Raw genomic sequence first — 23,926 nt, forward strand, 5'->3', positions numbered from 1 at the left:
ACCGCCGACTCCGTCCTCGAACGCATGCGCCGTTTCGACGGCAAGCGCACCAGCTGAGCGGGCGGGCACAGGACCATGCTGCTCAAGACGTCACTGAGGACCTTCTTCGCCCACAAGGGCCGGATGGTGCTCTCCCTGATCGCGGTCGTGCTGTCGGTCGCGTTCGTGTCCGGCACCCTGGTGTTCTCCAACACCGCCACCAGCACCTTCGACAAGCTCTTCGCGGCCACGGCCTCCGACCTCTCCGTCCAGCCGCCCAAGCCCGACAACGGCGACGACGACCAGCGCGACAGGACCCCGACGCTGCCGGCGGACACCGCGCAGAAGGTGGCCGCGACCGCCGGTGTGAAGACGGCCGTCGGCCAGGTGATGGTCGCCAACGCGACCCTGGTCGACCCGGCCACCAACAAGGTGGTCGGCCCGACCAGCGGCGCCCCCACCCTGACCGGCAACTGGACGGACACCCCGCGCAACGCGGTGGAGATCACCTCCGGCCACGTGCCGCAGGGCCCGGGCGAGGTGGTGCTCGACGCCGACACGGTGAAGAAGTCCAAGCTCGGCCTCGGCGCCGGGCTGCGGGTGATCACCGCGGACGGCAAGCACGACTTCACCGTCGTGGGCATCGCCTCCTTCAAGACCACCAACCCGGGCGCGGCGCTGGCCTTCCTGGACACCGCCACCGCCCAGCAGGTGCTGCTGGGCGAGACCGCCTTCACCTCGGTCGAGGCGTTCGGCGACGGCAGCCGCGGCAACGACCAGCTCAAGGCCGACCTGCTCGGCAAGCTGGGCAGCGGCTACCAGGCCAAGACGGCCGCCGAGCAGAAGGACGAGAACGACAAGAGCGTCGGTGCCGGGCTCGACTTCATGAAGTACGCGATGCTCGGCTTCGGCGGCATCTCGCTGCTGGTCGGCGGCTTCCTGATCATCAACACCTTCTCGATGCTGGTCGCCCAGCGCACCCGCGAGATCGGACTGCTGCGCGCCATCGGCGGCAGCCGCAGCCAGGTGAACCGCTCGGTGCTGGTCGAGGCGCTGATCCTCGGCGTGCTCGGCTCGACGCTCGGCATCGGGGCGGGCGTCGGCCTGGCGGTCGGCCTCATCAAGCTGATGAACGCCGTCGGGATGAACCTCAACGCCGGAGACCTCCGGATCGGGCTGAACGTGCCGGTCGCCGCCTACGCGGTCGGCATCCTGGTCACCGTGGCGGCGGCCTGGATCCCGGCCCGCCGGGCCAGCCGGATCGCCCCGATCGCGGCCCTGCGCGACCACGGCACCCCGGCCGAGGGGCGCTCCAACATCGTCCGCACGATCGTCGGCCTGGTGCTGACCGCGGGTGGCGCCGGCCTCCTGGTGCTGGCCGCAGGCGCCGACAAGGCCGGTACCGGCGGCAAGCTCCTCGGTCTCGGCGTGCTGCTCAGCCTGGTCGGCTTCGTGGTGCTCGGCCCGCTGCTGGCCACCACCGTGGTCCGCGTGCTCGGTGCGCTGCTCCCGGCCCTGTTCGGCCCGTCCGGCAAGCTCGCCCAGCGCAACGCGGCCCGCAACCCGCGCCGCACGGGTGCCACCGCCGCCGCGCTGATGATCGGTCTCGCGCTGGTGATCGGCGCCTCGGTGTTCACCAACTCGGCGACCAAGTCGACCAACGCGCAGATCGACAAGAACGTCGGCGCCGACTACACGGTCGACGGCGGCCGTACGGGCCTCAGCCCGGAGATCATCGCCGCCGTCAAGTCGGCCCCCGGCCTGGCGCACGTCACCGAGGAGAAGTACCTGCGCGGTGCGGCCATCGTGACGGCGGACGGTTCCAGCACCAAGGGGATCGCGGCGGTGTCCGGCACCTTCACCGACGACTTCTCGCTGCCGGCCGCGTCCGGCGGCCCCGACTTCCTCAAGCAGGGCGGGCTGGCGGTCGGCCAGGACTTCGCCAAGGACCACAACGTCAAGGTCGGCGACACCGTCAAGGTCGACTACGGCAAGGGCCACATCCAGTCGGTGCCGGTCGGCCTGATCATCGGAAAGGGCAACTCGCTCTTCAGCGGCGCCTCCTTCATCGGGATCGACACCGTCGCCAAGGCCGTCCCGGCGGCCGAGCAGCCGGCGACCGGGCAGCTGTACGCCAAGGCGGCCCCGGGGGCGGACGTCGCGAAGACGCTCACCGCACTGCAGGACGCGGTCAAGGAGTACCCGCAGGTCCAGGTCGTGGACAAGGCCGGCTACAAGGAGATCGTCCAGAGCCAGATCAACACCCTGCTCTACCTGATCTACGGCCTGCTCGGCGTGGCGATCGTGGTCGCGGTGCTCGGCGTGGTCAACACCCTGGCGCTCTCGGTGGTCGAGCGGACCCGCGAGATCGGCCTGCTGCGGGCGATCGGGATCTCCCGGCGCCAGCTGCGCCGGATGATCCGGCTGGAGTCCGTGGTGATCGCGTTGTTCGGCGCGGTCCTCGGCACCGGCCTCGGCCTGGCCTGGGGCGTCACCGCCCAGCAGGTCCTGAAGGAGAACGGGCTGGAGTCGCTGGCCGTCCCGACCGGCACGATCATCGGCACGCTGATCGCCTCGGTGGTCATCGGCCTGCTGGCCGCCCTCGTCCCGGCCTTCCGGGCCGGGCGGATGAACGTCCTCGCGGCGATCGCGACGGACTGAGCCCCCGGATCGGGGGACCGGGGGACGGCAGGGGCCGGGTGCGCGACAGCACCCGGCCCCTGCCGCGTGCCCGGCCCGGGTGCACGGCTACGGGCAGACGACGTCCGCCGCCTTCCCGGCCGCCGAGGAGGCCGCCGCCGACGGCGCGGCGGGTGCCGGTGCAGGTGCCGGCGGGGGCGGGGGCGCAGCCGTGGCGGCCGGGCCGGTGCCCGTCGAGGGGCCCGGAGCACCCGCCGAGGCGCCCGGAGCACCCGCCGACGGGCCCGCCGCAGCCGGGTAGTCCGTGCCCACGAACACCTGCAACACGGGCCCGAGCCCTTGAACGGTCGCCAGCTCCGCTCCCGGCAGGGCGGCCGCCAGCGTCCGCGCCGACTCGGCCCAGCGCGGGTCGTACCGGACCGCCGTCCGGCCGGACGCCGTGCCCGCCGGGGCGTTGGAGGGTGCGCCGGTGGTGGCGAACCCGGCCCGCCGCAGGTCCCCGTCGACCCGGGCGCCGAGCCCGGCGGTCCCGGTCGCGTTGAACACCTGGACGCGCACCTGTTCCGGGGCCACCGTGGGCGCCGCGGCCCCACCCGCAGCCGCACCCCCACCCACAGCCGCCGGGGACGCCGGGGACGCGCCCGCCGCCGGGGCCGCCGTCACGCCCTCCAGCGGCCGGCCGGCCCGTACCGCGTCGAACAGGGCCCGGGCCCCGGCCTGGTCCCAGAGCACCGTCGAGCCCCACCCGCTCACCTGGTGGTCCAGCTGCGCCAGCGGGACGGTCGCGAAGTCGGCCCGGTCCCCCGACAGGTCCTTCATCCGGGTGGCCAGGGTGATCAGCTCGTCCGCGGTGAGGTCCTTGTCGGCCTTGACCGAGCCGAGCAGGCTGTCCGTGACCCGGGCCAGCCGGACCGGGTTGAGCAGGGTGCCGCCGTCGGCGAGCTGGTGCAGCAGCTGGGCGACCAGCTTCTGCTGCCGGTGCATCCGCCCCAGGTCGGAGCTGGCGTCCACGTGCCGGGCACGGACGTACCTGAGCGCCCCGGCGCCGTCCAGGGTGCTGGTGCCGGCCGGCAGGTCGAGGCCGGAGTACTCGTCCTTGAGGGGCTTGGCGGTGCACACCCGCACCCCGCCGACGGCGTCCACGGCGGAGACGAACCCGGCGAAGTCGACCTGGACGTAGTGGTCGATCCGCAGTCCGGTGTTCTGCTCCACGGTGGCGACGGTGAGCTGCGGCCCGCCCATCCCGTACGCGGCGTTGATCTTGCCCTTGCCGGCCGGGACCTCCTTGCGGGTGGCCCGGTCGCGGTGGGCGGGGATGTCCACGTAGGAGTCGCGCGGGATGCTGACCACGTCGGCCCGGGCGCCGTCACCGGCGAGCTGGACGATCATCATGGTGTCGGTGCAGTGGCAGGACTCGCCCCCGGCGTGCAGCACCTCCTTGAGCGTCTTCTCCGGGATGCCGTCCCTCTCGTCGGTGCCGACCACCAGGAAGGTGGTGGAGCCGTCGTCGGCGGGCCGGGCCTGGTCGCCGCTGAAGGCGTCCACCCGGTCGATCGAGCCGAGGCCGTGCAGCACCGCCCAGCCGCCGCAGGAGGTGGCGAGGACGCCGAAGGCGATGCCCGCGGCCAGCCGGCGGGGCCAGGCACGGCGTCGGCCGGGCTGGGCGTGGAGGGGGGAGACGGGCATCTCTCGGATGGTAGGGGCGGCCCGCTCCGGGCCGGGTGAGGGCGCGCCGTGGGCTGGGGGTACGGTGAGCCTGGACGATGAAACGTTCCTCCGGTGAAGGGTGTGCGGAGGTACCCGAACCGGGACAAGACGGCGACCCTTCGGCACCGGTACGGTTGGCCCCGATGAACACCAAGGCTGCTGAGGAGCTGCCGGCGGTCTCCGTGATCATGCCGGTGCTCAACGAGGAACGACACCTGCGTACGGCCGTCCGGCACATCCTGGAACAGGACTACGCCGGGCCGATGGAGGTGGTGATCGCCCTCGGCCCGTCCTCCGACCGCACCGCGCAGATCGCCGCCGAGCTGACCGCGGAGGACCCGCGGGTCCGTACGGTGGAGAACCCCACCGGTCGCACCCCCGCGGGGCTGAACGCGGCGATCCGGGGCTCCAGCCACCCGATAGTGGTCCGCGTCGACGGACACGGCCTGCTGACCCCCGGCTACATCACCACGGCGGTCCGGCTGCTGGGCGACATGGAGGCCGCCAACGTCGGCGGCATCATGCACGCCGAGGGCGAGACCGAGTGGGAGAACGCGGTCGCCGCCGCGATGACCTCCAAGATCGGCGTCGGCAACGCGGCCTTCCACACCGGCGGCCTGGCCGGCCCGGCGGACACCGTCTACCTCGGGGTGTTCCGGCGCGAGGTGCTGGAGAAGCTCGGCGGCTACAACGAGGAGTTCGTCCGCGCCCAGGACTGGGAGCTGAACTACCGCATCCGCCAGGACGGCGGGCTGGTCTGGTTCACCCCGCAGCTGCGGGTCACCTACCGGCCGCGCCCCACCGTGCGGGCGCTGGCCAAGCAGTACAAGGACTACGGGCGCTGGCGCCGGGTGGTCACCCGGTACCACCGGGGCTCGGTCAACCTCCGTTACCTCGCCCCGCCGGCCGCCTTCCTCGGCGTCACGCTCGGGCTGCTGCTCGGCCTGGCCGTCCACCCGGCCTTCCTCGCGGTGCCCGGCGCCTACCTGCTGGGCATCCTCGGCGGCGCGCTGTCCGAGGGCCGCGGCCTCTCGCCGAAGGCCAAGGCGCTGCTGCCGGTGGCCTTCGCGACCATGCACCTCAGCTGGGGCTTCGGCTTCCTCACCTCGCCGCGCTCGCTGGCCCGCCGGGTGATCGGCAGCCGGGCCCCGTCCAGCGCCGACGTGGTGGCCAAGGCGGGCTGACCGGAGCCCGCGGGCCCGATCGGGCCAATCCCGCGGACCCGCCCTCCGGCCCCCTCCGCCGGCGCCATCGTCGGGCGCCATGGGGACAGTCGAGGGCGGGGCCGCCGTCGGCGCCCGGGTCGAACCGAGCGCGGACGTGGACGACCGGGCAGGTGCTCGGTGCCGGGACGACGGTCTGGCACCTCGCCCAGGTGCGCGAGGACGCCGTGATCGGCGCCGAGTGCATCATCGGGCGCGGCGCCTGCGTCGGCCCGGGCGTGCGGATCGGCGACCGGGTCAAGCTGCAGAACCACGCCCTGGTGTACGAGCCGGCGGTGGTCGAGGACGGCGTGTTCGTCGGCCCGGCGGCGGTGCTCACCAACGACCTCCACCCGCGCTCGGTCGACGTCGACGGGAAGCTCAAGCGCGGCGACGACGGGCACGCCCGCGGAGTGACCCTCCGCGAGGGCTGCTCGGTCGGCGGCCGCGCCGTCCTGGTCGCCGGGGTGACGGTCGGCCGCTGGGCGCTGGTCGCCGCGGGCGCCGTGGTGCACCGGGACGTCCCGGACTTCGCCCTGGTGGCGGGCGTCCCGGCCCGCCGGATCAAGTGGGTCGGCCGGGCCGGTGGGCCGTTGGATCCGGACGGCCCGGACCGCCGGCGCTGCCCGCGCACCGGCGAGGAGTACCACGAGGCCGACGGCACCTCACCCTTCTCCAGGAGCCGGTCCAGCGGCTGGTCGGGCGGGCCGCCTCTTCGGCGGCTACTTCGCGCAGACGTCGGTGTCGTCCGCCTGGACCCGCTGGAGGTCCTTGGGGGCCTCGGTCGGCGCGGCGCCCGGGGTGGCCGGCGCCGCCGGCGCGTCCTTGCCCAGCACCAGGACGAGCCCGTCCCTGGCACCGGCCTTCGGGTCCTCCTTGGTCGCGTCGGCCGGCAGGCCGAGGGCTGCGGCCAGCGCGGCCGCCTCGGCGGACTTCCCGGCCGGGTAGCTGATCGAAGTGGCGGGCGTGGCAGGCGCGTTGGCGGCGGTCGCGGCCTTGGCGAAGCCCTTCGCCCGGAGCTTGTCGACGGCCTGCTGCGCCTGCCCGGGCGTCCCGCTGCCGTTGCGCACCGTCACCCGGACGTCCTTGGCGTCCACCGCGGGGGTGGTGGCCGTGGGCGAGGGCGCGGCGGCGGCCGGGGCGGTGGTCCCGGGCGCGGCGGGGGCCGAGGGAGCGGCCGGGGCGGCCGTCTCGGTCAGCGAGCGGTCGTTGGCGACCAGCGAGAACACCTGCCCGGCGTCCGGCTGCTTCAGCACCAGCCGGTCGTTGTCCTTCGGGTCGTCCAGCACCGGCACGGTGGTGAAGGTGATGTTCTTGGTGTCGACCTTGCTGACGTCCAGCGCCAGGTCCTTCAGCTTGTCGACGCTGCCGATGCCGGAGTCCACGGTGAGCGCCTTGGTGGCGGCGTCGGCGAGCTTCCACAGCTTGGTCGGGCTGGTCAAGGTGTCGCTGCTCTTGACCGAGCGGATCATCGAGCTGATGAACTGCTGCTGGAGCGGGATGCGGGTGAGGTCGCCGCCCAGGCCGACGGCGTGCCGGGTGCGGACGAAGGCCAGCGCCTCGTCGCCCTGCACCACGTGCCGGCCCTTGGTCATCTTCAGGTGCGAGTCCGGGTCGTTGATGTCCTTGGCCGCACACACCTCGACCCCGCCGACGGCGGTGGAGAGCGTCTTCACGGCGTCGAAGTTGACCATGACGAAATGGTCGACCCGGATGCCCGTCATTTTCTCGACGGTCTTCCAGGTGCAGCCCGGGTCACGGCCCTCCTGGCCGAGGCTCTCGTTGAACATCGCCCGCGACGAGCCGGGGATCTTCTTCCCGGTATTGGTCTCGCAGTCCGGGATCGGCACCATCAGGTCGCGCGGAAGGCTGACCACGGTCGCATTGCTGCGGTCCTTGGCGACGTGGAAGAGCAGCGTGGTGTCGGCGTGCCCGGTGCTGCCCTCGTCGCCGTACTCGCGGCCCAGGCCCTCACGGCTGTCGGTGCCGATCACCAGGATGTTCAGCGCGTCCCCGGCCGGCTTGGGCCGCTCCTCCTCGCTGCCCAGCTGCACCTTGACGGCGGTGATGTTGTTGTTGAAGTGCTCGTACGCGTAGTACGCGCCGCCGCAGCCGGCCACCAGGACCAGCGCGCCGACCCCGGCCGTCCACTTCAGTACCCGGCGCCGCCGGTTGCGCCGGGCCTGGCCCTTGCGGCGGTGGCCGCCCCGGCCACCGGAGTTGCCGGGCCCGGGGGCGGCGTCCGGTGCGGGACCGGGCTCGCGGGAGGCCGTCCGGCGGCGCTGCGCGGGGATGCCCGCGGCCGGGTCGAGCCGGTACTGCCCCGTGTCCGGGTCGAGCACCCACTGGTCGGCGGGGTCGACCTCCTGGCTGTCCTGCTGCACGGGGGTTCCCTCCCTCCGACCGGTCTGCACGGGCCGGTGCGCATGCCGCGCGCCGACCCGGACACACTAGACGAGCCGCGTGGGGGAATTGTTCCTGATGTGATCTCCGCCATGTCCGGGAACCGCAATTCCCCAGGTAATCGGGGGTCTGTGAATTTCCGGGGAATGCCTGGCAAGATCATGATCCGTACACAAAAGGGTGACCCGACGAACGGTCAATGCATCGCACAGGCATCCGCGTCGGCGGTGCGCCCCTCGAAGGAGGGCGGCGCGGTGGCGGAGGGCGACGCGGTGGCAGAAGGCGACGCCCCGGCGCTCCGGCCCGCCGAGGGCGTCTGGCCCGCCGAGGGGGTCCGGCCCGGCGTGGGGGTCTGCCCGGTGGCGGTGGCCTGGTCCGAACCGGCGGTGGGGGACGCGGTCGCCCCCGCCCCCGCCGCCGGGGTCGGGGCGGCCGACCCCGGCGGGCGGACGGTGACCGGACGGTCGTCGCGCAGGGCCGTGAACAGCTGCGTGGTCTGCGGCTGCACGAACTCGTCCCGGTCCGAGTCGAAGCGGTACGGGCGGCGCGGCGCGGTCAGGAACACCACGTTCGCGGAGGGGATGCCGCGCAGGTCCTGGGTGAGGTCGTAGAGCGCGCCCAGCGAGGAGAGCCCGCCGTCGGCCTTGACCGAGGAGGTCGCGGCGTCCAGCACCGGCCAGAGCCGGGCCGGGTTGAGCAGGACGCCCTGCGACTGCACCTTGCGGATCAGCGCGGCCAGGAACTGCTGCTGACGGCCCATCCGCTGGGTGTCGCTGCCGTCGCCGAGGGTCTCCCGGGCCCGGACGTAGCCGAGCGCCTGCTCGCCGTGGAGGGTCTGCCGCCCGGCCGGGAGGTCCAGCTTGGCGTCCTTGTCGTGGATCGCCTGCGGCACGCACACCTCGACCCCGTCGACGGCGTCGACCATGGCCTTGAACCCGGTGAAGTCGAGGATCACGTAGTGGTCGATCCGGATGCCGCTGAGCTGTTCGACGGTCCGGATCGAGCAGGCCGGGCCGCCGCTCTCGAACGCGGCGTTGAACTGGAGCAGTGCGGGCCGGGTCCGGGTGCCGTCCGGCTTCTCACAGGCCGGGACGGTGACCATGACGTCGCGGGGGATGGAGACCGCCGTCGCGTGCCGCCGGTCCGCCGCCACGTGCAGCAGGATCGTGGTGTCCGAGCGCTGGCCGCCGGCCTCGCCGTACGAGGCGTTGGCGCCGGTGCGGTCGTCGCTGCCGATCAGCAGGATGTTCTCGGCGCCCTTGGCCCCGGCGGTGCGGCTGGGCCGGTCGGCCTCGAGCCGGGCCAGCAGCCGGTCGGTGGCGGAGTCGGTCTGGATGTTCCCGTCGAGCTTGCGGTAGGCGATCCAGAGCAGGGTGCCGCAGGCGACCAGCAGGAAGGCGAGGACGCCGGCGGTGATCATCAGCCACCGCCGGCGCCGTCGTCCGGGTGCGGTCGGGGTGTCCGGGGCCGCGGAGGCGTCCCGGGGAGGGGGGGTGTCGGTCGGGGGGTGCTCGGTGTCGTCCTCGGCCATGGCAGGCATCCCTACCCGCCGGACCGGAGGCGGGAGTTACCCGAGGCGCAGTGTCACCCGTTCGGATTCGGTCCGCTTCTCCCACTGCGCGTCGTCGAGGCCCTCCGAGTTGCGGCAGAGCACCACCGAGGCGCCGACGGCGAGCGGTGCCAGCAGGCCGGCCTCCAGGCCCGCCCAGTCGTCGTACGAGAGGGTGGAGAGCACCCGGTCGCCGGCCTTGAGGCCGAGCCGGGCCGCGCCCTCCCGGGCCAGCTGCACGGTCTGGTCACCGGTCAGCTTCAGCGGCAGGCCGTCCACGACGGTCTCCAGCGCGGGTGCGTCCGGCGTGACGGGGGAGTACGGCGCGAACCGGTCGCCCTGGCCGGGCACCTCGGCGGCGTAGTCCAGGAAGCCGTCCGGGCGCTGCGGGAAGCGGCCGCCGAGCGGGCGCAGCGCGAGGGCCACCCGCTCGCCCTCGCACGCCTGGGCGGCCTCCAGGCCGTCCGGGCCGCTGACCACCAGGTCGGCGTCGCCGGGCTCACCGGCGGGGACCGCCGTCACCCCGACCGACCAGCAGGCCAGCAGCCAGACGGCGCTCTGCCAGTGGGCGGGCAGCAGCAGCGCGGCGCGGTCGCCCGGGCCGGCGTTCAGCTCGTCCTGGAGGAGGTTGGCGGTCTTGGCCACCCAGTTGTCGAAGGTCCGGGCGGAGAGCTCCACCCGTTCGCCGGTGGCGTCGTCGTAGAACGTGACCAGCGGGGCCGCGGGGTCGACTGAAGGAGTGCCACCTCGCAGGTATGCGTGCAGCAGCTCGACGGGGGTTCGGGCATCGGCAGCGAAAGGCGCAGTCATGGTGCGCCCCAGCCTACGGCCTCCGGGTGGACGACCGGGAGGGGTGCCGGACGGGGGGTGAACTGGCGTGGCGTCAGAAGCGGTTTGTCTGCAATATCCCTTTTATGCGTACCTCACTTCTTGCCGGTGCCGCCGCGGGCTGCGCCGCCGTCCTGTTCCTCCAGCCACTGGCCGTCGGCGCCGCCGCCGATCCGGCACCGACCCGGCGCACCTCGGCCGGTGACGGATCGGTGACGACCCTGCCGCTGGGCCACACCGAGCACGGCTTCACGCCGCGCGCCACCAGACCCTTCTCACTCGTCGGCGTCAGCTGGGACGACCCACGGGGCTCGCTGGACGGCGGTTCGGTCCGGGTCCGTACCCGCAACATCGCCACCGGTGCCTGGAGCGATTGGCGCAGCCTGGACGTCGACGGCGAGGACGCGCCCGACGAGCGGGACGGCCGGGGCGGTGCGCGGGGCGCCTCGGCCCCGCTGTGGACCGGTCCCAGCAACGGCGTGGCGATCGAGGTCACCCCCGGTCCGCGCGGACTGCCCTCCGGGCTCCGGGCCGAGCTGGTCGACCCCGGTCGCGGCGCCACCGCCGCACCCAACGTCCCGCGCACCCTTGCGGCCGACGCGTCACCCGACCGCACGGCCGACCACGAGGCACCGCGGCCGGGCATCGTCACCCGGGCGGGCTGGGGCGCCGACGAGTCCCTGCGCGACCCGGGCTTCGTCTACACCGGGGCGGTCCGGGCGGTCTTCGTCCACCACACCGCCACCGCCACCGACTACGCCTGCAGCGACGCGCCGCAGATGATCCGGGCGATCTACCAGTACCACGTCCAGAGCAACGGCTGGCGGGACATCGGCTACAACTTCCTGGTCGACCGCTGCGGCACCATCTACGAGGGCCGGGCCGGCGGGGTCGACCAGCCCGTGTTCGGCGCGCACACCCTCGGCTTCAACACCGACTCCTCGGGCGTCGCCGCGCTCGGCACCTTCACGTCGGACAGCCCGGAGCAGGCCCTGGTCGACGGCGTCAGCAAGATCGCCGCCTGGAAGCTCGGCCTCACCGGCCAGGACGCCGGCGGCACGACCAACCTGACGTCCGGCTCCTCGCAGAGCCGCTACCCGAAGGGCACGGTCGTCTCGTTCGACACCGTCTCCGGTCACCGGGACGCCTTCAGCACCGACTGCCCCGGCGCCGGCCTCTACAACCGCCTCGGCGACATCCGCTCCTGGGCCGCCCACCTCCAGGGGCGCTGACCCCGTCCTCGCACCACCGCTACGCAGGCCCCGGTCCGCGTCCGATCAGCGCCCGAAGCTCCGCGGTGAGCTCCTGCGCGAGGTCCGGCCGCAGGTCGTACCGGGCCGGGGTGTTCTGCAGCAGCGCGATCCGCCAGCCCGCCCCCGAGTTGACCGCGATCACCGTCTGCAGGGCGTTCAGCGCCGGGTCGAGGTCCTCCGCGTCGTCCGGTACCAGTCCCGCGACGGCGTCCAACTGCACCACCCCCGGCCCCAGCGCCCGGACCCGCCGGACCTTGGCGACGTACTCGGGCGTGACGTGGTCCGCGAAGATCCGGCCCAGCTCGGCGGCGATCACCGACCGCCCGCACTGCCGCGTGCCGTCGAACCCGATCACCTCCCCGCCCTCGGCGAACGGCCCGGCGAAGGCCGCGCCGTCCCGCAGGTTCCATCCGTCCAGCGCCCGGTGGTAGAGCGCCCGGACGGCACCCTCGTCCCCGGGGGACAGCTCCGGCAGCCGCGTATCGTTCATACCCCCATGGTCGGCGAAGCCGGGGCGGGCGGCAGGCGGAGGAGGTGCACGGCGGTGACGGGCGAGGCGGTACGCCGCTGGCGGCCGGGCTTCGCGCTGGACGCGGCCCGCACCCTGCTGCCGCTGCGCCGCGGACCGGCCGACCCGGCGTACCGGACGACCGGCGACGGTGCGGTCTGGCGGGCCTCCCGCACCCCGGCCGGCGTCGGCACCCTGCGCGTGCTGGCCCGCCCGGCCGAGGGGACGGTCGAGGCGAGCGCCTGGGGCCCGGGCGCGCAGTGGCTGCTGGACCGGCTGCCGGTCCTGCTCGGCGCGGAGGACGACCCGGCGGGCCTGCTGCTCCCGCCCGGCCCGCTGCGCGACGCCCAGCGCCGGACGGCCGGGGTGCGGCTCACCCGGACGGGGCTGGTGCTGGAGTCCCTGGTGCCCGCGATCCTGGAGCAGAAGGTCACCACCGACGAGGCATACCGCTCCTGGCGGACGCTGCTGCGCGATTTCGGCACCCCGGCGCCCGGCCCGGCCGAGGGCATGCGGGTGTCGCCGTCGGCCCGCGAGTGGGCGCTGCTCCCCAGCTGGGAGTGGCACCGGGCGGGCGTGGACCCGAAGCGCTCGGCGACGGTCGTGCGCGCCGTCCGGCTGGCCCCGCGGTTGGAGGAGGCCGCCGCGATGGGCCACACCGAGGCCTTCGCCCGGCTCACGGCGGTGCCGGGCGTCGGGATCTGGACGGCCGCCGAGACCCTCCAGCGCAGCAACGGCGACCCGGACGCGGTCTCGGTGGGCGACTACCACCTGCCCAACCTGGTCGGCTGGGCCCTGGCCGGCCGGCCCCGCAGCGACGACGCCCAGATGCTCGCCCTCCTGGAGCCGTACCGCCCCCACCGGCACCGCCTCTGCCGCCTCCTGCTGGCCACCGGCACCCACGCCCCCCGCTACGGCCCGCGCCTCACCCCCAACGACCACCGCGGGCGGTGAAGGAGGGCGACGCCGCCCCGCTCACCGCCCGGTCCGCGTTCGGGGTGCAGGGCGACGTGACGGCCGTCCCCGCGGTCACCGTCGGCAACCGCCGGGACGTGTACCGCCGGTGGTGAGCCCTACCGGACCTCGATGAAGGCGTCCGCGCCGCGCTCGGGGCGCTCGCGCGGGGGTTCGGCCGGGCGGCCGACCGCGACGGCGCCCATCGGGTCCCAGCCGGCGGGCAGGCCGAGGGTCTCGCGGACGGTGTCGCGGCAGAACATGGTCGAGGAGACCCAGGCGGAGCCGTAGCCCTCGCCGGTGAGGGCGACCAGCAGGTTCTGCACGGCGGCGCCGATGGCGACGGTGAACATCTCGCGCTCGGCGGCGGCGCGGCGCTCGTCGGGGTAGTCGTGCGAGCCGTCCATCACCAGGCAGGGGACGACCAGGTACGGCGCGTCGCGCAGGACGTCGCCGCGGGCGGTCCGGCGGGCGATCCTGGCGTCGTCCCAGCCGTCGAGTTCGCGCAGGTCGCGCTGCCAGGCGCCGAGCATCGCGTCCAGCAGCCGGGTGCGGGTCCCGGCCGACTCCAGCAGCACGAACCGCCAGGGCGTGGTGTGGTGCGGGGCGGGCGCGGTGACGGCGGCGGCGACGGCCCGGCGGACGGCGCCCGGGTCGACGGGCTCGGTGGTGAAGGAGCGGATGGTGCGCCGCAGGGTGACGGCCTGCCGCAGCGCCTCGGAGGTGCCGAGCCGGAACATGTCGTCGGCGGCGGCGCGGATCAGCGGCCGGGAGCCTTCGCCGTCCTCGGCGGTGACCAGGTGGCCGAGGCCGCGGACCACCGCGACCGGGGTGCCGGTGGCCTTGCCCTTGACCAGGTCGCCGGCGGCGGCGAGCTCGTCGGCGACGGCGGTGACGGACAGCGTCAGCTCGTTGCCGTGGCTGTCGGTGCGGCCCCGGTGGTCCTCCAGGACGGGCAGCCCGGCGACGCCGATGGCGACGTCGATGAGCCCGTTGCGCCAGGGCCGGCCGAAGGTGTCGGTGACGACGACGGCGAGCCGGCGGCCGGTGAGCTCCTGGAGGCGGGCGCGCAGGGCGCGGGCGGAGGCGTCCGGGTCCTCGGGCAGCAGCAGCACGGTGCCGGGGGCGGTGTTGGAGGCGTCGACGCCGGCGGCGGCCATCACCAGCCCGTTGCGGTTCTCGACGATCCGGGCCGGGCCGCGCCGGGCGACCACCCGGACGGTCTCGGCGTCGATCGCGGCCTCGCGGTCGGCGGCGTGCACGAGCCGCCCCTCCGCCTTGCTGACGATCTTCGAGGTGACGAGCAGGATGTCGCCGTCCTCGTAGCTGCCGGCCTTGGCGATCAGGCCGGCCAGGTCGGCGTCGGCGTCGATCTCGGGCAGGCCCCCGACCGGGAGGATGTGCAGGGTCATCCGCGGACCTGCTCGGCGAGCGCCAGCGCGGCCCGGGCCATCTCGGCGGTGGCGGCGACGTCGGTCATCAGCAGCGGTACGGCGCGGCAGGCGATCCCGCCGGCCTCGACGGCGGCGACCGCGGCCTCGTCGGCGGTGTCCACCAGCCAGCCGTCCAGGAGCTCGGAGCCGTAGTCCAGTGCGACGGCCTCCGCGGTGGCCTCGACACCGACGGCGGCGAGCACCTTGTCGGCCATGCCGCGCACCGGCGCGCCGCCGATGATCGGGGAGAGCCCGACCACGGGCGCGGAGGCGGCGGCGACGGCGGCCCGGATGCCGGGCACGGCGAGGATGGTGCCGATCGAGACGACCGGGTTGGACGGCGGGAAGAGGATCACGTCGGCGGCGGCGAGCGCCTCCAGCACGCCGGGGGCGGGCTTGGCGGTGTCCGCACCGACCGGGATGATCGCCTCGGCGTCCACGGCGGCGTGCAGCCGGACCCAGTACTCCTGGAAGTGGACCGCCCGGGTGCCGTCCCCGTCCGTGATCCTGACGTGGGTCTCGACCCGGTCGTCGCTCATCGGCAGCAGCCGGACGCCCGGCTGCCAGCGCACGCAGAGCGCCTCGGTGACCTGGCTGAGGGTGTACCCGGCGGTGAGCATCTGGCTGCGGACGAGGTGGGTGGCGAAGTCGCGGTCGCCGAGCCCGAACCACTCCGGGCCGACGCCGTACTCCTTCATCTCGGCCTTGATCGACCAGGTCTCGTCGGCCCGGCCCCAGCCCTGCTCCTCGTGGATGCCGCCGCCGAGGGTGTACATGACGGTGTCGAGGTCGGGGCAGACCTTCAGACCGTAGAGATGGATGTCGTCACCGGTGTTGCCGATGACGGTGATCTCGTCCTCCGGACCGATGGCCTCCCGGAGTCCGCGCAGGAAACGCGCTCCGCCGATCCCGCCTGCCAGTGCCACGATGCGCATGCGCCCATCCTGCCACGGCCCGACAGGTCGTCAGCCCGACCGTCGCCGCCGCCCGCCGTCAGCGGGCCCCGGCCTGCTCCTGCGGGTGCTGCTCGGGGACGACGGCGCCGCCGTACTGGTTCATCTCGGTCAGGCCCGGCGTGTAGAGGTGGATGGAGACGGCGGGTTCCAGCGCGCCGTTGACGACCTCGTGCAGGTAGCCGGAGGAGAACACCCGCTGCCCGCCGGGCCGGAGGGTGCGGGCACCCTCGCCGGCGTGCGTGAGGGAGCGCTCGATCAGCTCGCCCTGGACGACGGTCATCACCCCGGAGGACGTGCCGTGGTCGTGGAAGCCGCTGCTCTGGCCGGGCAGCCAGCTGAGCAGCCAGACCTCGTAGCCGGGGCCGGTCTCCAGCCGGGCGTACCAGCGGGTGAGCGCGTCGTAGCGGACCAGCGGCTCCCAGCGGGTCCGGTCGGCGGCGATCTCGCGGACCAGCCGGGCGTAGCCGGCGACGGTGGTGGGGTGGCTGGGCAGGTCGGTGCGGGCCAGGTGCGGGAAGGCGAGCGGGTCGCCGGCGATGGAGACGTCGCTCAGGCCGTCGGCCCACGGGTGAACGGGGGGCGCGGAGTGGTCGGCGCGGGCGGGCGCCGGGGTGGCCGGCGCGAGGCCCTGGCGGGCGGGCTTGTTGCGGTCGCGGTTCCGCTTGCGGATGCGGGTCATTCGCACGAGTCGTCCTCGGATAACGGCTGGTTCGTCGGGGATCAGCCGGATCCGGGATGTCCTGGGGCGGGAATCGCGGGCGGCCTCTGTGGTTCCTGGGCGGCGCGCGGTGGGACTGCGGGCGCCTAGATACAGCAGGAACAGAGGCGACAACAAGAGTTCACGGCATGGCGAAGCGTGGAACCGCTCCGGGTGCTGGCGAACTCTGACATGGATGAAAGGAGACCGCACGCGGGGGGCCGGTGTCAACTCCGGAGGTGGGGCATTCGGGCGGGTTAGGTCATGAAGTACCCGATGGGGTGATAAATCACCCTCTATGTTTCGATGAGAAGATCGCCGGGAAGGCAGGCCGATGACCGGCCTGTGACGGTGACCGCGCGTCACTCGGCGGATGGTTGTGCAGGGTTCGATGGCATCCGGGCAGATAGTCCGATGTGTCCGAATATGTACACTATTCGTAACGGCTTGGTGCCGGGGAGTGAATCCTGGCCCCAATACCAGAGCTCGGCTTGACTGGGCCAGAGTGACGCATCTGTAATTTCACTCGTGTCGTCCGCCGCACGAGGCAACGGCAACCACGGGGACGCCAAATAGGGGCAGAGGAGGCGCGCCACATGAGCGAGCTCTTTGAGCTGTTGATCGGTGACGGCATCGAGGAGGAGGAAGAGGAACTCGGCTGGCAGGAGCGCGCGCTGTGCGCCCAGACCGACCCCGAGTCCTTCTTCCCGGAGAAGGGCGGCTCCACCCGCGAGGCCAAGAAGGTCTGCCTCGCCTGTGAGGTCCGCTCCGAGTGCCTGGAGTACGCCCTCGCCAACGACGAGCGGTTCGGCATCTGGGGCGGCCTCTCCGAGCGCGAGCGCCGCCGGCTCAAGAAGAGCGCGGTCTGACGGGTCGGCCCCTGACCCTGCTGACCCTCCGACAACCACAGAGCTGTACGGGCGCCTCACCGCGGTGGTGGGGCGCTTTTGTGTTCCGGGACCCGTGCGGGGCCTCCCCGGCACTCCCCGTGCACGGCCTCTCCACGGACACCGCGGACAAAGGCGCCATCCGGAGCCGTTAGTGTGGTGCGCCATCCGGTTGCCGTTCACCGGCTGTGTCCACCGAGAACTGGGGCCCGCGCACTCGATGACCGTCTACAGCCACCAGAGCGGCTTCACCGCTGCCAGGCCGCCCGCCTACCCGCGCCACCTGGTCACCGCGGTGATCGTCTCGCACGACGGCGCCCGCTGGCTTCCGCAGGCCCTGGCCGGCCTGCTCGGCCAGGACCGCCAGGTCCAGCGGGTGCTCGCCGTCGACACCGGCTCCACCGACAACTCCCCGCAGCTGCTCGCCGACACCCTCGCCGAGTGGCTCCCGGAGAGCGGCCCGATCGTCCTCGGCCGCCGGGCCGGCTTCGGCACCGCCGTCGGCGAGGCCGTCTTCAACAGCCCGCCGCTGCGCCCGGAGGACCTCCCCTACCGGCTCGACCCCTCCGGGTACGACCCGGTCACCGGCGGCTGGGACGACTTCGGCGACCCGCTCGGCCACGAGGACGACCTCGGCCGCGGCGGACCCCGCGAGACCCAGCCCGTCGAGTGGCTCTGGCTCCTGCACGACGACTGCGAGCCGCAGACCGACGCGCTGCGCCGGCTGCTCCAGGTCGCCGACTCCACGCCCAGCGCCGCCGTCATCGGCCCCAAGCTGCGCAGCTGGTACGACCGCCGCCAGCTGCTCGAAGTGGGCGTCACGATCGCCCGCTCCGGCCGCCGCTGGACCGGCCTGGACCGCCGCGAGCAGGACCAGGGCCAGCACGACCAGGTCCGCCCGGTGCTCGCCGTCTCCACCGCCGGCATGCTGGTGCGCCGCGACGTCTTCGAGGAGCTCGGCGGCTTCGACAAGGCGCTGCCGCTGATGCGCGACGACACCGACTTCTGCTGGCGGGTCAACGCCGCGGGCCACCGGGTCGTGGTCGCCCCCGACGCCGTGCTGCGCCACGCCGAGGCGGCCAGCCGCGAGCGCCGCGTCATCGACTGCGGCCCCACCCACCCGCACCGGGTGGACAAGGCCGGCGCCGTCTACACCCTGCTCGCCAACTCCAAGGGCGCGCTCTTCCCCTACGTCCTGCTCCGGCTGGTGCTCGGCACCCTGCTGCGGGTCGTCACCAACCTGCTGGGCAAGGACCCGAAGCAGGCCTTCGACGAACTGGCCGGCCTCGGCCACGAACTGGTCCGGCTGCCGCGGCTGATGGGCGCCCGCAAGCGCCGGGCCCGGTCGCGGGCCGCCGACGCGCTCGACGACCGGACGCTCTTCCCCGCGCCCGGCGCCACCGCGCGCCTCGCCGTCGAGGGCGTCATCGGCTCCCTCGGCATAGGGGGCGGCGACGACTCCGGGGCCGGCCGGCACGGCTCGGTCGAGGCCGGGCCGGGCGACGAGGACAACGAGGACCTGGTCGTCGAGCAGTTCGCGCTGATCAAGAAGCTGGCCCGGCGCCCGGCACCCGTGCTCTTCGCCGCCCTGCTGGTCTTCGCCCTGGTCGCCTGCCGCGGCCTGCTCGGCTCCGGCGACCTCTTCGGCGGCGCGCTGCTGCCCGCCACCGGCGGGGCCGACGGCCTGTGGTCGATGTACGCGGACGCCTGGCACCCCATCGGCACCGGCTCCACCGCCGCGGCGCCGCCGTACCTCGGCGTGCTCGCGGTGCTCTCCTGGATGCTGTTCGACCACGCCGACCTCGCGGTCACCCTGCTGGTCGTCCTCTCGGTGCCGCTCGCCGCCGTCAGCTCGTACCTGGTCTCCCGGCCGCTGCTCGACTCCAAGCTGGTCCGCGCCTGGGCCAGCGCCACCTACGCGCTGCTGCCCGCCGCCACCGGCGCGCTCGCCCAGGGCCGGATCGGCACCGCCGTGCTGGCCGTCCTGCTGCCGCCGCTGGCCCGTGCCGCCGCGATCGCCGCAGGCCTCGGCATCCGCGCCGAGAGCGCCGCCAAGGGCGCCCGGCCCGGCTGGCGGCCCGTCTGGATGGCCGTCCTGCTCCTCACCCTGGCCACCGCCTTCGTCCCGCTGGTCTGGGCGCTGGCCGTGCCGCTCTGCCTGGCCATGCTGGCCGCCGCCGTGGTGCGCGGCGGGGCGTTCGGCTCCGGCGCGCAGGCGCTGCGCCTGCTCGGGCTGCGCGTCCTGGTGATCCTCGCGGTGCCGGTCCTGGTGCTCGCGCCCTGGTCGCTCCAGGTGCTCTCGCACCCGCAGCGGCTGCTGCTGGAGGCCGGCCTGCCCGGTCTGCACGGCGGCGAAGCCAGTGCGCTCGGCCTGGTGCTGGTCAACCCCGGCGGCGCCGGGGTGCCGCCGGTCTGGTTCTCGGCGGGCGTGGTGCTCGCCGCGCTGGCCGCCCTGCTGCGCGCCGACCGCCGCCGTGCGGTGCTCGCCGCCTGGGGCGCCGCCGGGGCCTCCATGGTCTTCGCGGTCGCGGTCGCCGGCACGTCGGTGACCCCCGCCTCCGGCGGCCCGGCCGTGCCCGCCTGGGCCGGCCCGGCCACCCTGCTCGCCGGCATCGCCCTGCTGGCCGCCGCCGCGATCGGCGCCGACGGCGCCAACGCCCGCGTGGCCGGCATCGCCTTCGGCTGGCGCCAGCCGGTCGCCGCCCTGGTGGTGGCCGCCGCGGTGCTCGCCCCGCTGGGCACCGGCCTCTGGTGGGCCGTCACCGGCGCCGACGGCCCGCTGCACCGGGCGCAGGCCGCCCAGGTGCCGGCGTTCATCGCCGAGGAGGCCGGCACCACCGACCGCGCCCGCACCCTCGTCGTCACCGGCGACCCGAAGGGCGGCTCCGTCCGCTACACCCTGGTGCGCGGCGCCGGCCTGACGCTCGGCCAGGCCGAGTCCACGGTCGACCCGCAGACGGGCACCACCGCGGGCCTGGACAAGGTGGTCGGCAGCCTGCTGGCCGGCTCCGGAGCCGACCAGGCCGGCGCGCTGTCCGGCTACGGCATCGCCTACGTGCTGGTGGACCAGCCGGCGGTGACCGCCTTCAAGGAGGTCCTGGACACCACCCCCGGCCTGGTCAAGGCCAACCAGGACGGCACCGCCTCGCTCTGGCAGGTCAACGGCACCCCGGCGACCCGCGCCCTGATCACCGCCCCCGGCGCCACCCCCGTGGTGGTCCCGTCCGGCGAGCGCGACCTCGACACCACCGTCCCGGCCGGCCCCGACGGCCGGGTGCTCCGCCTCGCCGAGGCCGCCGCCCCGGAGTGGAAGGCCACCCTGGACGGCACCGCGCTGGAGTCCACCACCGTCGACGGCTGGGCGCAGGGCTTCAAGCTCCCCGCCGGCGGCGGCAAGCTGGTCGTCACCCGTGAGGGCGGCCTGCTGCACACCGGCTGGGTCTGGGCCCAGCTGCTGCTCGGCCTGACCATCCTGGTGCTGGCCCTGCCCGGCCGCCGCAGCAACAAGGACGACGACCTGCCCGAGGAGGTGGTCGCCGCCGCCGCACTGGCCGCCGCCGCCCAGGCGCAGGCGCCCGCCCCCGGCAGCCGCCGCGCCCGCCGGATGGCCGAACGCGAGGGCGGCGAGGGGGAGCCGGACGGGGACGGCGTGTACGAGGGCCGGCCGGGCGCGATCCCGGCCCGGCCCGCCGGCGACCCGCCGGCCGGGGCGGTCCGCGCGGCCGCCGAGGCCCAGGAGAGCGAGCCGTACGCCGACCCGTACCAGGGCTACCAGCAGGCCGACCCGTACAGCTACGACCCGTACGCCGCCCAGCAGCCGGTGGCCGCGCCCTACGGCGGCCAGGGGTACGGCCCCGACGGCTACCAGCAGCAGGCCTACCCGCAGCAGGGCGGCCAGGCGGGCTACGAGCAGGCGGGCTACGAGCAGTACGGGCAGGACCAGCAGTACGGCTACGACCAGTACCAGCAGGACGGTGCGCAGCCCTGGGTGCCGGGGCAGTCGCAGGGCGAGACGTACTACGACCCGGCCAGCCCGGGGGACCCGCACGATCCCGACCACCCCAACGGCCCGGGCCGGTACCACCACGGATCGGGGAGCTGACCCGCGATGAAGAAGCCCGCGTTCAAGAAGAGGTCCACGGACCAGGACGGCGCACCGCAGGCGGACGACGCCGCGTTCTCCGCCGGACCCGCCGGTGCCCCCCGGTCGTCCGGGGGGACGAGGACCACCCAGTCGCTGCTGGCCGCCGCGGCCGTGCTCGCCGTGGTGTTCGGCATCGCCGAGCTGCGCCCGCCGGCCGCACCGGCCGGGGCCGACCAGGGCGGCGCCGCCACCTCGGCGCAGGTCGAGCGGACGGGTGCGGTCTGCCCGCAGCCGCTCCAGGGCCTGACCGGCTCGACCAGCCTCACCGCCTACACCCCGCCCGGCGGCGCGGCCGCGGCGGACGGCGCCGCCGCAGGGGCCGGCTGGATCTCCGACGCGGCCGCCCCCGCCACCCCGCCGACCGCCGCGCCCTCGGCGACGCCGTCCGCGGCCCCGGCCACCCCGGCGCCGTCCGCCTCCGGCGCGCCCGCCCCCGCCAAGGGCGGCGTGCCCAGCGACGCGAGGCTGACCCTGGCCAAGCCCGGCACCCCGGTGACCGGCCCCGCGGCCAACGGCGACACCGCGCCCGGCGGCGGGGCGGTCGCCACCGGCGCGCTCGCGCCCGGCTTCACCGTCACCCAGACCACCACCGTCACCGAGCAGCGCGGGCTCGGCCTGTCCGGCATCACCTGCACCCCGGCCGGCACCGGCTTCTGGTTCGCCGGCGCCAGCACGGCCGGCGACCGCACGGACTACGTCAGCCTGGTCAACACCGAGAACACCGCGGCCGTCGTCGACATCAAGCTGTACGGCGACAAGGGCCTGATCGAGAACGACGCGGCCAACGGCATCACCGTCGCCCCCGGCAGCTCGCAGTCCGTCCTGCTGCCGACGATCAGCAAGGGCCAGGTCGCCGACCTCGCCGTGCACGTGGTGGCCCGCACCGGCCGGGTCGGCGCCGCCCTGCACGCGGCCGACGGCAGCAAGGGCGCCGACTGGATCCCCGCCTCGGCCGACCCGGCGCCCACCCAGGTGCTCCCCGGCCTGCCGGCCGACACCGCCGGTGCCCACCTGGTGGTCTGGGCACCGCCGGAGGACGACGCCGACCTGAAGATCCAGCTCTCCGGCAAGAACGGCTGGTTCACCCCGGCCGGCAACGAGTCCATCCACGTCAAGGCCGGCATGGTGGCCGCCGTCGACCTCGGCAAGGTCACCCGCGACGAGGTGGCCGGCCTGCGGCTGTCGCCCAGCGACGACAAGCACGCCACCCCGGTCGTGGCCGGCCTGCGGGTCGACCGCGCCGGCCAGAACGGCAAGTCCGACGCGGCCTGGCTGACCGGCACCGTCCCGGTCGGCGCCCGCGCCACCGTGGCCGACAACCGGGGCGGCGGCGCGAGCACGCTCTTCCTCACCTCCACCGGCGAAGCCGCCACGGTCAAGGTCACGGCCTCGGCCGGCACCGGCGGCGGCACCCCGGTCAGCAAGGACGTCCAGCTGCCGGCCGGCGGTACGGTCGCCATCCCGGCGCCCGAGCCCGGCGGGCTGAACGGCAGCTTCGCGCTCACCGTGGAGACCGTCTCCGGCGGGCCGGTCGCGGCCGCCCGGATGCTGGCGATCACCACCAAGGACGTGCCGATGTTCACCGTCCAGGCGCTGCGCGACGACCGCAGCAGCGTCAAGGTCCCGCAGGCCGCCCAGGACCCGGGCGTCGTACTGCGCTGACCCGACGCGACGACGAGGGGGCGGTACCCGCAGTCCGGGTACCGCCCCCTCGTCGTCGGTGGCTCAGTCCTCGTCGTACCGGGGGTCGATGGCGTCCGGCGACAGCCCCAGCAACTCCGCCACCTGCTCGATCAGGATCTCGTGCACCAGCGCAGCGCGGTCCTCCCGGGACTTCGCCCGGATCTCCACCGGCCGCCGGTACACCACGATCTGACTCTTCCGCCCCTGCTGCCCCGGCGACACCCGGCCCAGCGGCACCCCGCCGTCCGCGTCCGGCCCGTCCGCCTCGTGCAGCGGCACCTCCTGGACGGCGAACTCCACCTCGATCAACTGCGGCCAACGCCGTTCGAGGCGCTCCACGGACTCCCGCACGTAGTCGTCGAACAACTCGGAGCGGGTGAGCGAGATCGGCACCTGCGGAGGCGCCAGCGGGCCGCGCAGACCCCGGCCGTGCCGGTCGCGGTGCCGGGGGCGGCGCGAAGGTCCCGTCGATGACTGCGGTGCAGAGCTGTCCATATCACTGCCGAGGGTAGTCCTTGGACGGTCGGAAGTGGACCACCCCGACGCCGAAACGCCTGCGGCGGCAGGCGCACACCAGGCCGGGCGGAGCTGGCGAGGCACGGGAGGGGCGCGCCGTGCGAAGCGTCCGCCGACCGTGGCGGACGCCGTCTCCGAGGCGCGCGGACCGCGACACGGCACACCCTCCGGGCAGGCGGTCTTCGCTCCCCGGCGGGGAGTGCTGTACCGTCCACCCTCGTGAGCTCTGTACGTCGTTGTTCGCGGACCGCGTGCGGCCGACCGGCCGTCGCGACGCTGACGTACGTCTACGCGGACTCCACCGCCGTCCTCGGCCCGCTCGCGACCTACGCCGAGCCGCACTGCTACGACCTGTGCGCCGAGCACGCCGAGCGCCTCACCGCCCCGCGCGGCTGGGAGGTGGTCCGGCTCGCCGCCGAGGCCGGCCCGCTGCGCCGCAGCAGCGACGACCTCGAAGCGCTCGCCAACGCCGTCCGCGAGGCCGCCCGTCCGCAGACCCCCCGTCAGGGGCGCGGTTCCGAGGGCGAGTCCACCGAGGCCGGCCGCCGCGGGCACCTGCGCGTGCTGCGCTCGCCCGACAACTGAGC

Annotated in this window: 17 protein-coding genes and 1 pseudogene; 9 read left to right on the forward strand and 9 right to left on the reverse strand. The window is 74.6% G+C overall.

The window, feature by feature from the left end; translation table 11 throughout:
- Nucleotides 1-75: 75 nt before the first annotated feature.
- The gene (locus ACFC1F_RS29690; RefSeq protein WP_376162875.1) at nt 76-2,640 is read left to right on the forward strand and encodes an ABC transporter permease; all 2,565 of its coding nucleotides are present in this window, start codon (nt 76-78) and stop codon (nt 2,638-2,640) included.
- An 87-nt stretch (nt 2,641-2,727) separates the two neighbouring features.
- Here ACFC1F_RS29690 and ACFC1F_RS29695 read toward each other — a convergent pair whose 3' ends face one another.
- Nucleotides 2,728-4,305 (reverse strand): LCP family protein, encoded by a 1,578-nt coding sequence (locus tag ACFC1F_RS29695; protein ID WP_376162877.1) that lies wholly within the window; start codon nt 4,303-4,305, stop codon nt 2,728-2,730.
- A 164-nt stretch (nt 4,306-4,469) separates the two neighbouring features.
- Between ACFC1F_RS29695 and ACFC1F_RS29700 the strand changes: the two genes are divergently transcribed.
- Together ACFC1F_RS29700 and ACFC1F_RS29705 are read left to right on the forward strand one after the other, a co-directional pair.
- Nucleotides 4,470-5,510 carry a glycosyltransferase family 2 protein gene (locus ACFC1F_RS29700; RefSeq protein WP_376162879.1) on the forward strand — a complete coding sequence of 347 codons (1,041 nt, stop codon included), beginning with the start codon at nt 4,470-4,472 and terminating at the stop codon, nt 5,508-5,510.
- A gap of 79 nt (nt 5,511-5,589) precedes the next feature.
- Nucleotides 5,590-6,190, forward strand: a pseudogene (locus tag ACFC1F_RS29705) (DapH/DapD/GlmU-related protein); the annotation flags it as partial.
- 60 nt (nt 6,191-6,250) lie between these two features.
- Here ACFC1F_RS29705 and ACFC1F_RS29710 read toward each other — a convergent pair.
- The 3 genes from ACFC1F_RS29710 to ACFC1F_RS29720 form a co-directional block, all read right to left on the reverse strand.
- Nucleotides 6,251-7,912, reverse strand: coding sequence for an LCP family protein (locus ACFC1F_RS29710; protein WP_376162881.1), 1,662 nt, complete (start codon nt 7,910-7,912; stop codon nt 6,251-6,253).
- 215 nt (nt 7,913-8,127) lie between these two features.
- Nucleotides 8,128-9,462: an LCP family protein gene (locus tag ACFC1F_RS29715; RefSeq protein WP_376162882.1), complete on the reverse strand. Its 1,335-nt coding sequence runs from the start codon at nt 9,460-9,462 to the stop codon at nt 8,128-8,130.
- Between the two features lie 36 nt (nt 9,463-9,498).
- Complete coding sequence (locus ACFC1F_RS29720) at nt 9,499-10,290, reverse strand: TIGR03089 family protein (protein WP_209417303.1); 792 nt, start codon at nt 10,288-10,290, stop codon at nt 9,499-9,501.
- A gap of 104 nt (nt 10,291-10,394) precedes the next feature.
- On the opposite strand from ACFC1F_RS29720, the gene ACFC1F_RS29725 reads away from it, so the two are divergent.
- The gene (locus ACFC1F_RS29725) at nt 10,395-11,540 is read left to right on the forward strand and encodes a peptidoglycan recognition protein (protein ID WP_376162884.1); all 1,146 of its coding nucleotides are present in this window, start codon (nt 10,395-10,397) and stop codon (nt 11,538-11,540) included.
- A gap of 19 nt (nt 11,541-11,559) precedes the next feature.
- Here ACFC1F_RS29725 and ACFC1F_RS29730 read toward each other — a convergent pair whose 3' ends face one another.
- Nucleotides 11,560-12,051, reverse strand: a complete 492-nt coding sequence (locus ACFC1F_RS29730) for an SgcJ/EcaC family oxidoreductase (RefSeq protein ID WP_209417305.1) — start codon at nt 12,049-12,051, stop codon at nt 11,560-11,562.
- A 6-nt stretch (nt 12,052-12,057) separates the two neighbouring features.
- On the opposite strand from ACFC1F_RS29730, the gene ACFC1F_RS29735 reads away from it, so the two are divergent.
- Entirely contained in the window at nt 12,058-13,023 is a 966-nt protein-coding gene (locus tag ACFC1F_RS29735; RefSeq protein WP_376162886.1) for a DNA-3-methyladenine glycosylase family protein, read from the forward strand.
- Nucleotides 13,024-13,142: 119 nt separating this feature from the next.
- On the opposite strand, the gene ACFC1F_RS29740 is transcribed toward ACFC1F_RS29735, so the two are convergent.
- From ACFC1F_RS29740 to ACFC1F_RS29750, 3 genes are read right to left on the reverse strand one after another with little or no spacing between them, the layout of a single operon-like run.
- Complete coding sequence (locus ACFC1F_RS29740; protein ID WP_376162888.1) at nt 13,143-14,435, reverse strand: coenzyme F420-0:L-glutamate ligase; 1,293 nt, start codon at nt 14,433-14,435, stop codon at nt 13,143-13,145.
- Entirely contained in the window at nt 14,432-15,391 is a 960-nt protein-coding gene (gene cofD / locus ACFC1F_RS29745; RefSeq protein WP_376162890.1) for a 2-phospho-L-lactate transferase, read from the reverse strand. The genes ACFC1F_RS29740 and cofD overlap by 4 nt, the downstream gene beginning before the upstream one ends.
- Before the next feature lie 58 nt (nt 15,392-15,449).
- Nucleotides 15,450-16,091, reverse strand: a complete 642-nt coding sequence (locus ACFC1F_RS29750; RefSeq protein ID WP_376162893.1) for a cysteine dioxygenase family protein — start codon at nt 16,089-16,091, stop codon at nt 15,450-15,452.
- A gap of 614 nt (nt 16,092-16,705) precedes the next feature.
- Between ACFC1F_RS29750 and ACFC1F_RS29755 the strand changes: the two genes are divergently transcribed.
- The 3 genes from ACFC1F_RS29755 to ACFC1F_RS29765 all read left to right on the forward strand — a co-directional run bounded on the left by ACFC1F_RS29755 (nt 16,706) and on the right by ACFC1F_RS29765 (nt 22,802).
- Nucleotides 16,706-16,978, forward strand: a complete 273-nt coding sequence (locus ACFC1F_RS29755) for a WhiB family transcriptional regulator (protein ID WP_148644569.1) — start codon at nt 16,706-16,708, stop codon at nt 16,976-16,978.
- Between the two features lie 238 nt (nt 16,979-17,216).
- A complete protein-coding gene (locus ACFC1F_RS29760; protein ID WP_376162895.1) occupies nt 17,217-21,098 on the forward strand; it encodes a glycosyltransferase in 3,882 nt (1,293 codons plus the stop codon).
- A 6-nt stretch (nt 21,099-21,104) separates the two neighbouring features.
- Complete coding sequence (locus tag ACFC1F_RS29765; RefSeq protein ID WP_376162897.1) at nt 21,105-22,802, forward strand: DUF5719 family protein; 1,698 nt, start codon at nt 21,105-21,107, stop codon at nt 22,800-22,802.
- A gap of 63 nt (nt 22,803-22,865) precedes the next feature.
- Here the strand turns inward: ACFC1F_RS29765 and ACFC1F_RS29770 are convergent, their stop codons facing one another.
- The gene (locus ACFC1F_RS29770; RefSeq protein WP_148644571.1) at nt 22,866-23,318 is read right to left on the reverse strand and encodes a metallopeptidase family protein; all 453 of its coding nucleotides are present in this window, start codon (nt 23,316-23,318) and stop codon (nt 22,866-22,868) included.
- A 240-nt stretch (nt 23,319-23,558) separates the two neighbouring features.
- On the opposite strand from ACFC1F_RS29770, the gene ACFC1F_RS29775 reads away from it, so the two are divergent.
- On the forward strand, nt 23,559-23,924 hold the full coding sequence (locus ACFC1F_RS29775) for a DUF3499 domain-containing protein (RefSeq protein WP_209417311.1): 366 nt from the start codon (nt 23,559-23,561) through the stop codon (nt 23,922-23,924).
- Nucleotides 23,925-23,926 lie beyond the last annotated feature (2 nt).

The sequence above is a fragment of the Kitasatospora sp. NPDC056181 genome (genome assembly GCF_042266225.1).
In the GTDB taxonomy this organism is placed as follows: domain Bacteria; phylum Actinomycetota; class Actinomycetes; order Streptomycetales; family Streptomycetaceae; genus Kitasatospora.

Excerpts from the sequence above, each read along its gene's own strand:
- ACFC1F_RS29755 (WP_148644569.1), top strand. The coding sequence starts at position 16,706 with ATGAGCGAGCTCTTTGAGCTGTTGATCGGTGACGGCATCGAGGAGGAG.
- cofD (WP_376162890.1), bottom strand. The coding sequence starts at position 15,391 with ATGCGCATCGTGGCACTGGCAGGCGGGATCGGCGGAGCGCGTTTCCTG.
- ACFC1F_RS29760 (WP_376162895.1), top strand. The coding sequence starts at position 17,217 with ATGACCGTCTACAGCCACCAGAGCGGCTTCACCGCTGCCAGGCCGCCC.
- ACFC1F_RS29770 (WP_148644571.1), bottom strand. The coding sequence starts at position 23,318 with ATGGACAGCTCTGCACCGCAGTCATCGACGGGACCTTCGCGCCGCCCC.
- ACFC1F_RS29725 (WP_376162884.1), top strand. The coding sequence starts at position 10,395 with ATGCGTACCTCACTTCTTGCCGGTGCCGCCGCGGGCTGCGCCGCCGTC.
- ACFC1F_RS29720 (WP_209417303.1), bottom strand. The coding sequence starts at position 10,290 with ATGACTGCGCCTTTCGCTGCCGATGCCCGAACCCCCGTCGAGCTGCTG.
- ACFC1F_RS29740 (WP_376162888.1), bottom strand. The coding sequence starts at position 14,435 with ATGACCCTGCACATCCTCCCGGTCGGGGGCCTGCCCGAGATCGACGCC.
- ACFC1F_RS29700 (WP_376162879.1), top strand. The coding sequence starts at position 4,470 with ATGAACACCAAGGCTGCTGAGGAGCTGCCGGCGGTCTCCGTGATCATG.
- ACFC1F_RS29730 (WP_209417305.1), bottom strand. The coding sequence starts at position 12,051 with ATGAACGATACGCGGCTGCCGGAGCTGTCCCCCGGGGACGAGGGTGCC.
- ACFC1F_RS29690 (WP_376162875.1), top strand. The coding sequence starts at position 76 with ATGCTGCTCAAGACGTCACTGAGGACCTTCTTCGCCCACAAGGGCCGG.
- ACFC1F_RS29750 (WP_376162893.1), bottom strand. The coding sequence starts at position 16,091 with ATGACCCGCATCCGCAAGCGGAACCGCGACCGCAACAAGCCCGCCCGC.
- ACFC1F_RS29765 (WP_376162897.1), top strand. The coding sequence starts at position 21,105 with ATGAAGAAGCCCGCGTTCAAGAAGAGGTCCACGGACCAGGACGGCGCA.
- ACFC1F_RS29695 (WP_376162877.1), bottom strand. The coding sequence starts at position 4,305 with ATGCCCGTCTCCCCCCTCCACGCCCAGCCCGGCCGACGCCGTGCCTGG.
- ACFC1F_RS29735 (WP_376162886.1), top strand. The coding sequence starts at position 12,058 with ATGGTCGGCGAAGCCGGGGCGGGCGGCAGGCGGAGGAGGTGCACGGCG.
- ACFC1F_RS29715 (WP_376162882.1), bottom strand. The coding sequence starts at position 9,462 with ATGGCCGAGGACGACACCGAGCACCCCCCGACCGACACCCCCCCTCCC.